We start from the raw sequence: 12,004 nt of genomic DNA, 5'->3' as shown, positions 1-12,004 counted from the left end.
GATAAAAATTTATGGTAATGAAGAACTGACTATAATGGGGCATTCTTTAGGAGCGGATTTATTATCTTATATAAGTATCAAGGTTCCACAAATTAAAAATATTATATTATTAGATGGTGGATTATTTAATCTTGAAGACCTAGACTACAGCAGTGAAGTTGAAATAAAAGATACTAAAAATCATTTAGAAAATTTTCAATTCAAGAACTTGGACGAATTTATAGAGTCAGAAAAGGATGCATATAAAACATGGAATCAAAATTTATTAGAAGCATCAACTGCAAGGATGACTTTCAATTTAAATAAACAAGTTTATGAACTTAATATTAATGAACATTCTATCCTAAAATTATTAAAAATAAGAAGACAAATCAACTTACCTACCTTCAATCAATTAACAGACAGAAATATATTGGTTTTATTACCACAAGAACAGGATCAATTCATATTAGACATGAAAATTAAGAATATCCCTTCACATATATACTGTAAAACAATCACTGACAGTGGCCACGATATTTATATAGATAACCCTGTAAAAGTAGAAAAAGAAATAAAAAGTTGGCTAAGTACTATAAATGAATAAGGGAGGTAATTAAATGATAACCGATTCATTTGATATACAAGGAAAACCAATTGTAAATTTGAGAGATTTCTATGGTGAACAACAATTCAAAGTTGAAGTTTGCTTAATTACATATTCTAAAGAAATATACGATGGTATTCTAAGAGAAAATAAGTGTGAAAAAATTGGTGAAATCAAAGCCTCTAACGGAGCATTTCCTATATATAAATTCACTTATAAAGGTAAAGCTGTAGCATTTTATCTATCTGCAATTGGTTCAACGCTTGCTTCTCAATATTGCATGATATGTAATTGGATAACAGGCGCTACAAAATTTGTAATGTTTGGATCAGCAGGAAGTCTTGATAGCGAAAGGACTTTTAATAAATTTATAATACCTACTCACAGCTATAGAGATGAAGGAATGTCATATCATTACGCTCCTCCATCAGATTATATTAAAGTGAAGAATGCTTATAAATTAGCTGAAGTATTTAATAAATTAGCGTTACCATTTATAAAAGGTAAAGTTTGGACAACTGATGCAGTACTGAGGGAAACAATCACTCAGTATAATACTAGAAAAAAAGAAGGATGTATTGCAGTAGATATGGAGCTTGCTGGAGTACAAGCAGTTTGTGATTTTCACGGCTTTGAACTATTTAATTTTCTTGTAGCTGGTGATGTACTTTCTGAAGAAACATATAATGTAGATGGATTAAAAGAAGCAAATCATAATATAGATAAATTTCATGTAGCTCTGAATATAATAGAAGAACTTGATTTATAAATCATGGAAAAATACTAGTGTAAATCTATCAGATGCCCCATACTTAAATGTTTAAGTATGGGGTATTCCATTTATCAAGACAGGTGAAACAAGATAAATAAGAGGCATGTATTTATCAAGACTGACCAAACAAGATAAATAGGAGGCATGTATTTATCAAGACTGACCAAACAAGATAAATAGAGGGTCTGAACATTGCAAGTGAGGCATGACTAGCAATGTTGGAGCCCTGAATATTGCAAGTGGGACGTGACTAGCAATGTTGGAGCCTCGAACATTGCAAGACAGCCACGAATAACAACATAGCACCCCCGAATATTGCAAGACTGACCAAACAAGCAACATAGAACCCCTGTATATTGCAAGACGACCCAAACTAGCAACATAGAGCACCCTCAATACAATCCAAAATCCCCATCCAACCAACCCCAACAACCAACTCAGTCTCCATACCATTAATTAATTCTATATAAAATAAAAAGCTGTTAATAAAGTCTCTGACTTTATTAACAGCTTTAAATATATAGGTATTACATATGGGCGCTGTGTCCGCCAACCATAACCCAATAAGTACCGATTATTACTAATAAAGTAATAATTACTGCGAAGAGTACTTTGAATGCAGTTGCGCGTCCATCTGGTCCTTCTGTTAAATGCATGAACATTAGTAATTGGACTAATGCTTGTAAGAAAGCAAATCCGATAATGATTGATGTTCTTACTTGTAGTGACATGCCAGTGTATAACATGACATAAACAGCTACTAATGTTAATACAATTGAGAATATTAAACCGACTGTATGTGTAACGACTGTTTTATTCATGATCCACTCACCATCCCTACAAGATAAACTAATGTAAAGATAAAGATCCATACAACATCAAGGAAATGCCAGTATAAACTTCCGATAAATACTTTAGGTGCATTGTGTTCATTTAATCCACGTGTAAGGATTTGAATTAATACACCTGAAATCCAGAATATACCTACAGTAACATGGAGACCATGTGTACCTAAAAGTATAAAGAATGCAGACCAGAATGATCCTAATTGAGGTGTAACACCTTCATGAACATAGTGAGTAAATTCGTAAATTTCAAATCCTACGAATCCTGCACCTAAGATAAGTGTGATAACCATCCATACCATCATCATTTTGACATTTTCTTTACGCATGTAGTAAACACCGATACCACAAGTGTAACTACTTACAAGTAATAGGAATGTCATAATCATAACTAATGGTAATTCAAATAATTCTGGTGTAGTGAAACCACCGTATGAACCACTTTTCTGTAATACTAAGAATGTTGCAAATAATGTACCGAATAACGCAACCTCAGCAGTAAGAAAGACCCAAAATCCGAGTTTATTTAATTGTCCTGTTTCATTAACAGTATCAATTGTATTGTGGTGTTCATTACTCATCTTTATTGTCCTCCTTTTCCTGTAATTCTTGTTCACGTAATTCGCGTAATTTTGCTTCATTTTCTTCTAATTCTTCAGCATGAATATGGTAGCCGTAGTCTTTTTCGAAACTTCTCCAAACCATACATGCTAATACGCCAACACCAAAGATAATTGCTGGTATATATGTTTCGAATACTAAGAAGAATCCACCGAATAAGAAACATACTGCCATCCAGAATCCGATATGTGTATTGTTAGGCATATGAATATCTTTATAATCTCTATCGTCTAAATAGTGTTTACCATTTTGTTTCATTTCTACAAATGTTTCAGTATCGTACCATTTTGGTGTAATAGCGAAGTTGTAGTGTGGTGGCATAGCTGAAGCAGTAGCCCATTCTAATGTTCTACCTAAACCATTCCAATTGTCACCAGTTGCTTCACGTTTCGCTTTACCAAAGCTATATACGACGTTCCATACTAGAGCTAAGAAACCAATACCCATCAAGAATGCACCAATTGTAGAGATGAAGTTTAATGAGAACCATCCATCTGCTTGAGTGTATTTATATAAACGACGTGGCATTCCATCTAAACCTAATAGGAATTGTGGTAAGAAACATAAGTTGAATCCTAAAGTAAATGTCCAGAATAACCATTGATTAATCTTTTCATTTAATTTGTGACCAAACATTTTTGGATACCAGAATATTAAACCTGCGAAACATGCAAATACAACACCAGCGATAATAACGTAGTGGAAGTGTGCCACTAAGAAATAAGTATTGTGATATTGATAGTCCGCTGCTGCCATAGCAAGCATAACACCTGTAACCCCACCTAATGTGAAGTTTGGAATAAAGGCTAATGCGAATAACATAGGTGATTCAAATGTAATTCGACCTTTATATAAGGTTAATAGCCAGTTGAATATTTTAACACCAGTTGGTACGGCAATTAACATAGTTGTTATTGAGAAGAATGAGTTAACTAATGCACCACTACCCATAGTGAAGAAATGGTGAACCCAAACGATAAAGCTTAAGAACGCAATACCACCAGTTGCCCAAACCATACTTTGATGTCCGAATAATCTTTTTCTAGCAAAAGTAGGGATGATTTCTGAGTAAATACCGAATGCCGGTAATACTAGAATATAAACTTCAGGGTGACCCCATACCCAGAAGAAGTTAGCCCATAACATTGGCATACCACCATTAGCAACTTCAAAGAAGCTTGTTCCCATTAAACGGTCGAATGTCATTAAAGCAAGTGCGACAGTTAAAATAGGGAAGGCTAAGATAATTAATAATGATGTAATTAATGTTGTCATTGAGAACATTGGGATTTGCATAAATTTCATTGATTTAGTACGTAATTTTAAGATCGTAACAAAGAAGTTAATACCTGTCATTAACGTACCAATACCAGCGATTTGAATTGCAATTAAATAATAGTTAATACCTGTACCTGGACTGAAGTCAGTTGCAAGTGGCGCATAGTTTGTCCAACCAGCAGCTGGCGCACCACCAAGTACGAATGAAATATTAAATAATCCCATTCCGGCAGCAAATAACCAGAAACTTAAGTTATTTAACATAGGGAATGCAACATCTCGAGCACCTAATTGTAATGGTACAACAACGTTCATTAAACCAATTAAGAACGGCATTGCCATGAAGATAATCATGATTACACCATGTGTTGTGAAGATTTCATTATAGTGCTGAGATTCAAGTAATGTATTATCTGGTGTCATTAATTGTAAACGGATAAGAAGTGCATCTACACCGCCACGGAAGAACATAATGATTGCAGATATAATATACATTACACCGATTTTTTTATGGTCAACAGAAGTTAACCATTCTGTATAAAGCCATTTCCATTTTTTATAATATGTTAGTCCACCAAAAACACATATACCTGTTAATACAAGTAAAACTTGTGCCATTGTTATCATCCAGTCACTTTGAACGATAAGTTCATTCCATGGAAAATTCATTACTTGTCACCTCCATGGTTCTTATCTGAAGATTTTTCATCATCAGATTTTGCATCTTCTTGCATTTTTTCCATTTCGTCCATATGATGTTTTTCTTCTTTTTTGAAGTCACTGTCATATTTTTCGTTATTTTTAAGAATCATAGGTTTCATTCCATGACGTTCATAGTTAGGGTTTGTAACAGTCACTTTACGTGCAGGTAATACTGGTTTTTCTGTTACGCCTTCACTTTCATCATAGAAGTTTGGATCTTTTGGTTCATAGCGGAAACGTTTATAAGCATGGAAAATGTATTCAGGATCCGCAGCAGGATCTACATATGCTAAGTGTGTTCCACTAAATGTAAGTTCCTCATTCTTAGTTGTAGGTAAAAGTTGATGATCGAATGTATCTTGATCAATTGTTTTACGTTTTTGAGATTTAGAAACCCATTTATCATAATCTTCATTGCTTACAGCGTTGACATTAAATGTTTGTCTAGAGAACCCTTCACCATTAAAGTTAGAGTTTCTACCTTTAAATGTACCTGTTTCGTTAGCTTGCAATGTCCAGTCCATTGTCATGCTAGTCATAGCGTACTTCTGTCCACCTAATTGAGGTACCCAGAAACTTGTCATTGTATCCATAGATTGTAATTTAAATAGAACTGGTCGACCTTCTGGAATAGTTACATGATTGACAGTTTCTACTTTCTCATCTGGATAACTAAAGAACCACTTAAAGCCTGCACTTGTTGCATAAATAACAACCGGATTTTCTTCTGACTTCGGTGCTTCTTCATAGAAATACAATGATTTAATTGTTGGTACAGCTAATACCACAAGTATGATTATTGGAATAATAAACCATACAGCTTCTAAAACGACGTTGTGATGCATCATACCAGATGTTTCGTTTTTTGTTTTTCTATATTTAATAATAAATATTAAAAACAAAACGGAGACCACTATAACAATAAAGATCATCATTATAATTGAAAAGATAATTAAGAAATGTTGATCTTCAGCCATAGGGCCTTTGGGGTTTAATACTTCTAAATTTGAACAACCACTAAGTAAAATACCTAATGTTGACATGAGAAGTATTGACTTTAACTTTGCCACGTTTTTTACCTCCCAATTTTCTATATACCTATATATATGGCTAGACCTTAATTTTAAAGGATTTAAACATATTTACAAGGCTATAAAATAGGGTGTAAGCGTTATAATATAAAAATGTATTTAATTAACTTTGATATGACGCGTTTTTTTCTAATTGTTAAATTTTTGTGTACATTTTAAAAATATTTAAAAAAACGAAAAAACATCTTTAAATTGATAAAAACATTGAGTTTTCAGCTTATTAAGAATAGTTTAAAATATTTTTAATGTTCTTTAATAAGTACTTAAATGAAATGTAAATTTAAACATTACACTTTTGATAAATATAAAAAACAAACCAAATGAATGATGTCATTTGGTTTGTTTATACATGATTATTTTACTGTAATTGTTCTACCTTCAGCTGAAATATGACCGTCAGCATCAGAAACTGCATAGCCGACTTTATATTTACCTGGTTTGTTAGTGTCTACTTCGCCACTTGTAACAATATCAGATGTTAAATCTTTACCTGATTTATCTTTAGCTGTTATACCTTTTAATAAGTCAAAGTCTTGACCTTTTTTAATTGTAACATCTTTAATACCTGATAATTCAGGATTAGGTGCTAAATCAGCATCGTTTACGTAAACGCCTCTTTTGTATGTGTAGTAGTAACCATCAGAATCTTTAACGTGGTAAGTGATATATTGTAAACCTGTTTTAGAAGTGTCAATATCACCTTTAACAGTTACTTTATCAGTGATGTCACCGTCTTTTTTGTCAGATGCTTTAACACCTTTCATCGGATCGAAGTGGTCACCTTGATAAACTAAATCTTTAGTTGGCACTGTTATAATTGGCATGTTTTCATCTAAATCTTTAGTAGATGTCTTTTTGTTAGATGCTACTTCAGCTTTAGATTCATCTTTATTCTTATCTTTAGTATCGTTGTCTTTAGAGTCATTTAATGAACCTTCTTTGACAACATATACATAATGCCATTTTGTTCTATATGCGCCATCAGAATCTGTGACTTTATATTGTACTTTGTATTTACCTAATTTAGAAGTATCAACGTCACCAGTTACTTTAATCTTATCTGTTAAGTCTCCATCTTCTTTATCATATGCTTTTATGCCTTTTAATGAATCGTAGTCAGCACCTTTTTCAACAACGTCACCCTCGACACCTTTAATTTGTGGAAGGCTGTTTCCAGTAGCACTCGCAGTTAATGAAGGTGTAACAAGTGAAGCAGAAACACCAAGTACTGTAAGTGATTGTAATATTTTATTCATCATTTTTTATGTACTCCTTTGTTGTATGCTATAAGGAAAGAATAACATGTCTCGTTTTTCATTTCCTTACTAAATGATATATTATCGTAATATTTTCACATTTACATCGACCTTTAGACCGATTTCCCAACTTAAAGAGTGTAAACTGTGTCTTTTAGGATGTTTTTAGGAATGATATCACTTAAATAATATTGATCAAGCGTACGTAAGTACTCTGTTAAAGCATGATTGATTGCACCTTTCAATCCACAATTTAATGCTATTGGACAAGTGTTTGTTTCCATATTAAAGCATTCTACTAATTCAAAATGATCTTCAGTTTGTCTAACAAGTTTACCTATATTAATGTCACTAGGGGACTGATTGAGGATTATGCCACCATTTCTTCCTCTTATAGATTTTAAGTATCCTAACTTAACAAGTTGATGTACGACTTTTGTTAAATGATTTTTTGAAATGCCATAAAAGTTTGAAATCTCTTCTATTTGAGATTGTTTATTTTGTTGGGCTAAATACATGAGGACACGTAAAGAATAATCCGTGTATTGGGTGAGCTTCATAAAGTTCAACCTCCTTATAATATATTAATTATACTTAATATGAAGGTTAAAAAACAATCAATCAATATATGTATTTTTAAAAGAGTGACAACTTTGTAAACTTTTTGCAAACTGTATTGAAAAACATTGTGAAATTATTTACAATTAAACATGTATTTAAAATATATCTTTTAGAGGGGGACTTCTGATGTTATCAGAACAAACTAAAGAAATCGTAAAACAAACAGTACCAGTATTAGAACAATACGGAAATGAAATTACAAAAGTCTTTTATCAAAGAATGTTTGAAGCACATCCTGAATTATTGAACATATTTAATAAATCTAACCAAAAACAAGGTAAACAACAAACAGCTTTAGCACAAACAGTTTTAGCAGCAGCTAAACATATCGATCATTTAGAAGCAATCGTTCCTAACGTAAATCAAATTGCACATAAACACCGTGCATTACAAGTTAAAGAAGAACATTATCCAATTGTTGGTGAATTCTTGTTAAAAGCAATTAAAGAAGTTCTAGGCGATGCAGCTACAGATGACATTATGAATGCTTGGGAAGAAGCATATGGTGAAATCGCAGGCGTATTTATCCAAATGGAAAAAGCAATGTACGAACAAGCAGCTTGGGATGACTTTAAATCATTTAAAATTACAAACATTGAAGATCAAGGTACTTCAATGAAATCATTCGAAGTTGAACCAGTAGATAACATTAAAATTCCTGAACTTGTTGCAGGTCAATATATCACTGTACGTATTAAACCAACAAACGATGATAATTTAGCATTAAGACATTACTCAATTTACTCTGTAAAAAATGACGGTAAAATAAGATTTGCTGTAAAACGCGAAGGAGAAGGCGAGAAAAAAGGTCTTGTATCTCATGATTTACATGATAAATATTCAGTTGGAGATACAATTGAACTTTCAGCTCCAGCAGGTGATTTCAAAGTAGAAGCAGATAAAGATAAAAAATTATTACTATTATCTTCAGGCGCAGGTGTTACACCAATGCTAGCAATGTTAGAAGATGAAGCGTATAAAGGTAGAAATGTTCATTTCGTACATGTTAATGAAGCAGAAAAAGACGTACCATTTAAAGAAGAAGTGGATGCATTAAATGCAATGAACGAAAATGTAGAAGTTACTTATCATTTAAAAGAAAAAGACGGATATTTAACAAGCAATGAATTAAGCAATTGGATTAATGAAGACGTCGACATCTATTTATGTGGAGGTATCACATTTATGGATACAATATTTGATGAGCTAGAAAAATTAAATATTGGCCAAGCAGATGTTCACTTCGAACCATTTGGTCCAAAAATGAGTATTACAAACGTATAATATAAATATTTAAAACACCATTCCATTATGATCAGCATAATGGGGTGGTGCTTTTTTGTTTCGTTAGGGAAAGAATTCTGAGAAATGTCCGTAAGAGAGGTTGTTAGGGACATAATTCCGAGAAATGTCCATAAGAGAGCGCCCACCTAATTACCAGAATTCAGAATAATGGAAGTTACAGCATTCTAATTACCAGAATTCGAAATAATGGAAGTTAGCACATTCCATCTACCACAATAAACAAAAGCGGAACCGCCATCGGGTTCCGCTTTTTTCTATATTATAATTTTATTCAAGTCCGTTTTTCCATTTTTCAGCTAATAATGTATTGTTCAATACCATAGTAATTGTTAATGGACCGACGCCGCCTGGTACTGGTGTGATTGCGCCAGCTATTTCTTTAACGGCTTCGAAATCGACGTCACCTTTTAATTTACCATTCTCATCTGGTGTGTTACCTACATCAATAATGACTGCTCCTAGTTTTACTAATTCTTTTGTAACGAGGTGTACGCGTCCGACTGCACTTACGATTACATCTGCTTGTTTTAAGACTTCTTCTGTATTTGTTGATTTTGAATGTAATAACGTAACAGTTGCATCTTGATCTGTTAATAGTTTACTAACTGGTTGACCAACAATATGACTTCTACCGATTACAGCTACGTTCTTTCCTTTTAAGTCAATATCTGCATGTTTGAGAATTTCCATTATACCTAGTGGGGTACATGGGATAAATGTTCTTTCTCCAGTATATAATCTACCAATATTTATAGGATTAAATCCATCTACATCTTTGTCAGGATTGATTGCTTCTAATACTTTTGCTTCAGAAACTTGTTTTGGAAGTGGAACTTGGACTAATATACCACTTACTGAATCGTCATGATTTAATCTATCGAGTTCAGATAATACTTCTTCTTCAGTAGATGATTCATCCATATGTACAATTTCAGAAATCATACCAATCTTTTCAGCTGCTTTTTTCTTAGAATTAACATAACTTTGACTCGCGCCATCATTACCAACCAGTATGACCGTTAATTTAGGTACGATGTTATGTTCTTTTAACTTTTCTACTTCTGCCTGAAGACCTGCTCTGTAAGTCTTCGCTATTTCTCTACCGTCTAATATCTTAGCTACCATGAAAATTGCCTCCTATTAATAATCGAACTATATTGATTCATACAATGAAAATTATGCCCTTAATACGAACATAAATCAAACTTTTTGTAAAAAATATATAAAATGTTCGTTTTTTATTGAAAATAGCATGATCAATTGTTATGCTATATCTGTAATATACACAGAAAAGATTAAATATTTCAACTATTTGAAAGGGTGACCTACATGAAAGTGGCAGTTATAATGGGTAGTTCTTCAGATTGGCCAATCATGAAAGAAGCATGCGATATGCTTGAATATTTTAATATTCAATATGAGAAAAAGGTCGTTTCTGCACATCGAACACCATTAGAAATGGTTGACTTTGCTAAAAATGCTACTAATCATAATATAGATATTATTATTGCTGGAGCAGGTGGGGCAGCACATTTGCCAGGAATGGTAGCTTCATTAACAACAGTTCCAGTAATTGGTGTACCTATTGAATCGAAAAGCTTAAAAGGTATGGATTCATTATTGTCGATTGTACAAATGCCTGGTGGGATACCAGTTGCGACAACTGCAATAGGAAAAGCCGGATCTAAAAATGCTGGTATTTTAGCAGCAAGAATGATCGGTATGACAGATGAAAATGTAAGAAAACAACTCGTTAATTATGAAAAAAGTTTAGTCGATAAAGTGGAGGAAATGCAAAATGACTTATTATAACCTAGAATCAGGTGACATGATAGGTATTGTCGGTGGAGGTCAATTAGGTAAAATGATGGCTCAGTCTGCTCAAAGAATGGGATTTCAAGTTGCTGTTTTAGACCCTGACGAAGATTGTCCTGCAAGATTTGTAGCACACCAATTTATAAACGCTGAATTTTCGGATATAGATGCACTCAATCAGCTTGGTGACATCTCTAAAGTTGTAACTTATGAATTTGAAAATATAGATGCACAGCAGTTAGAAAGACTTTCCAATCAATTTAATATTCCTCAAGGGAGCCAAACAGTTGCTTTATTACAAGATCGCTTAACTGAAAAACAAACGTTAGAAAGTGCAAATGTTCAAATTGTACCGTTTATGGAAGTTAAATCAACAGAAGACTTGAATGAAGCTATAGAAACAATTGGCTTTCCATTTATTATAAAGACACGCTTTGGTGGATATGACGGTAAAGGTCAGCTTGTCATTCAATCTAAAGAAGATTTAGATGAAGCTAAGAAATTAATTACTGATACACCTTGCGTAGTTGAAAAATATCTCCCTCTATATAAAGAAGTATCCATAACAGCTACACGTGATATATATGATCATACAGTTTATTTTCCATTACAAGAGAATGAACATAGAAACCAAATTTTATATAAGACAGTTGTTCCAGCTAGAGTAGATTTAGAAACACAAGCCATTCAAGAAGTTCAAAAAATTATGACGAAGTTACATTTTGTAGGAACGTTTACAGTTGAATTTTTTGTAACGGAAGACCATAAACTTTATGTGAATGAAATTGCGCCTAGACCACATAATTCAGGACATTACTCTATTGAAGCATGTGACTACTCACAATTTGATACACATATACTTGCAGTTGCAGGATGGCATTTACCGAAAAAGATTACTTTATTACAACCAGCAATCATGATGAACTTGCTAGGACAAGATGTGTTGAATTTACAAGAAGTATTTAGTGAGCATCCTGAATGGCACGTTCATATTTACGGTAAAAAGGTCAATAAAGTAAACCGTAAAATGGGACATATTACAAGACTATCAACAGATTTAAATAAAGATGAAAATCAATTTAATCAATTATTTGAAGGGCGGAACGATTAAT

11 protein-coding genes and 2 pseudogenes are annotated in these 12,004 nt (G+C 32.9%); 5 read left to right on the top strand and 8 right to left on the bottom strand.

Going from position 1 to position 12,004, the window contains the following annotated elements; genetic code table 11:
- Positions 1–34 precede the first annotated feature (34 nt).
- On the top strand, positions 35–586 hold the full coding sequence (locus tag MUA60_RS10900; RefSeq protein ID WP_262648250.1) for a hypothetical protein: 552 nt from the start codon (positions 35–37) through the stop codon (positions 584–586).
- Positions 587–599: 13 nt separating this feature from the next.
- Entirely contained in the window at positions 600–1,355 is a 756-nt protein-coding gene (locus tag MUA60_RS10895; protein ID WP_262648249.1) for a nucleoside phosphorylase, read from the top strand.
- Between the two features lie 530 nt (positions 1,356–1,885).
- Here the strand turns inward: MUA60_RS10895 and qoxD are convergent.
- The 7 genes and pseudogenes from qoxD to MUA60_RS10860 all read right to left on the bottom strand — a co-directional run bounded on the left by qoxD (position 1,886) and on the right by MUA60_RS10860 (position 7,711).
- Positions 1,886–2,179 (bottom strand): cytochrome aa3 quinol oxidase subunit IV, encoded by a 294-nt coding sequence (gene qoxD, locus MUA60_RS10890; protein ID WP_025905215.1) that lies wholly within the window; start codon positions 2,177–2,179, stop codon positions 1,886–1,888.
- Positions 2,176–2,784, bottom strand: coding sequence for a cytochrome aa3 quinol oxidase subunit III (gene qoxC, locus MUA60_RS10885; RefSeq protein ID WP_262648248.1), 609 nt, complete (start codon positions 2,782–2,784; stop codon positions 2,176–2,178). Before qoxC ends, qoxD begins: the two co-directional genes overlap by 4 nt.
- Entirely contained in the window at positions 2,777–4,771 is a 1,995-nt protein-coding gene (gene qoxB, locus MUA60_RS10880; protein ID WP_262648247.1) for a cytochrome aa3 quinol oxidase subunit I, read from the bottom strand. Before qoxB ends, qoxC begins: the two co-directional genes overlap by 8 nt.
- Positions 4,771–5,874, bottom strand: coding sequence for a cytochrome aa3 quinol oxidase subunit II (gene qoxA / locus MUA60_RS10875; protein WP_262648246.1), 1,104 nt, complete (start codon positions 5,872–5,874; stop codon positions 4,771–4,773). Before qoxA ends, qoxB begins: the two co-directional genes overlap by 1 nt.
- Positions 5,875–6,248: 374 nt before the next feature.
- Positions 6,249–6,626 (bottom strand): annotated as a pseudogene (locus MUA60_RS10870) (immunoglobulin-like domain-containing protein); the annotation flags it as partial.
- 234 nt (positions 6,627–6,860) lie between these two features.
- Positions 6,861–7,151 (bottom strand): annotated as a pseudogene (locus MUA60_RS10865) (immunoglobulin-like domain-containing protein); the annotation flags it as partial.
- Between the two features lie 131 nt (positions 7,152–7,282).
- Entirely contained in the window at positions 7,283–7,711 is a 429-nt protein-coding gene (locus MUA60_RS10860) for an RrF2 family transcriptional regulator (protein ID WP_262648245.1), read from the bottom strand.
- Positions 7,712–7,898: 187 nt separating this feature from the next.
- On the opposite strand from MUA60_RS10860, the gene MUA60_RS10855 reads away from it, so the two are divergent.
- A complete protein-coding gene (locus tag MUA60_RS10855; protein WP_262648244.1) occupies positions 7,899–9,056 on the top strand; it encodes a globin domain-containing protein in 1,158 nt (385 codons plus the stop codon).
- Between the two features lie 288 nt (positions 9,057–9,344).
- Here MUA60_RS10855 and folD read toward each other — a convergent pair whose 3' ends face one another.
- Positions 9,345–10,202: a bifunctional methylenetetrahydrofolate dehydrogenase/methenyltetrahydrofolate cyclohydrolase FolD gene (gene folD / locus MUA60_RS10850; RefSeq protein ID WP_262648243.1), complete on the bottom strand. Its 858-nt coding sequence runs from the start codon at positions 10,200–10,202 to the stop codon at positions 9,345–9,347.
- Positions 10,203–10,406: 204 nt separating this feature from the next.
- Here folD and purE point away from each other — a divergent pair, with 204 nt between their 5' ends.
- Together purE and purK are read left to right on the top strand one after the other, a co-directional pair.
- Positions 10,407–10,889, top strand: a complete 483-nt coding sequence (gene purE / locus MUA60_RS10845) for a 5-(carboxyamino)imidazole ribonucleotide mutase (RefSeq protein WP_262648242.1) — start codon at positions 10,407–10,409, stop codon at positions 10,887–10,889.
- Positions 10,876–12,003 carry a 5-(carboxyamino)imidazole ribonucleotide synthase gene (gene purK / locus MUA60_RS10840; RefSeq protein WP_262648241.1) on the top strand — a complete coding sequence of 376 codons (1,128 nt, stop codon included), beginning with the start codon at positions 10,876–10,878 and terminating at the stop codon, positions 12,001–12,003. Before purE ends, purK begins: the two co-directional genes overlap by 14 nt.
- Position 12,004: the final 1 nt, after the last annotated feature.

Origin of the sequence: Mammaliicoccus sciuri, from assembly GCF_025561425.1 — a bacterium.
GTDB classification, from domain to species: Bacteria; Bacillota; Bacilli; order Staphylococcales; family Staphylococcaceae; genus Mammaliicoccus; species Mammaliicoccus sciuri_A.
The sequence above is the reverse complement of the archived record's forward strand: the minus strand, read 5'-3'. Positions and strand labels throughout refer to the sequence as shown.

What these genes read in the sequence shown, in the direction of transcription:
- MUA60_RS10900 (WP_262648250.1), top strand. Translation starts at nt 35, where the DNA reads ATGGGGCATTCTTTAGGAGCGGATTTATTATCTTATATAAGTATCAAG.
- MUA60_RS10895 (WP_262648249.1), top strand. Translation starts at nt 600, where the DNA reads ATGATAACCGATTCATTTGATATACAAGGAAAACCAATTGTAAATTTG.
- qoxD (WP_025905215.1), bottom strand. Translation starts at nt 2,179, where the DNA reads ATGAATAAAACAGTCGTTACACATACAGTCGGTTTAATATTCTCAATT.
- qoxC (WP_262648248.1), bottom strand. Translation starts at nt 2,784, where the DNA reads ATGAGTAATGAACACCACAATACAATTGATACTGTTAATGAAACAGGA.
- qoxB (WP_262648247.1), bottom strand. Translation starts at nt 4,771, where the DNA reads ATGAATTTTCCATGGAATGAACTTATCGTTCAAAGTGACTGGATGATA.
- MUA60_RS10860 (WP_262648245.1), bottom strand. Translation starts at nt 7,711, where the DNA reads ATGAAGCTCACCCAATACACGGATTATTCTTTACGTGTCCTCATGTAT.
- MUA60_RS10855 (WP_262648244.1), top strand. Translation starts at nt 7,899, where the DNA reads ATGTTATCAGAACAAACTAAAGAAATCGTAAAACAAACAGTACCAGTA.
- folD (WP_262648243.1), bottom strand. Translation starts at nt 10,202, where the DNA reads ATGGTAGCTAAGATATTAGACGGTAGAGAAATAGCGAAGACTTACAGA.
- purE (WP_262648242.1), top strand. Translation starts at nt 10,407, where the DNA reads ATGAAAGTGGCAGTTATAATGGGTAGTTCTTCAGATTGGCCAATCATG.
- purK (WP_262648241.1), top strand. Translation starts at nt 10,876, where the DNA reads ATGACTTATTATAACCTAGAATCAGGTGACATGATAGGTATTGTCGGT.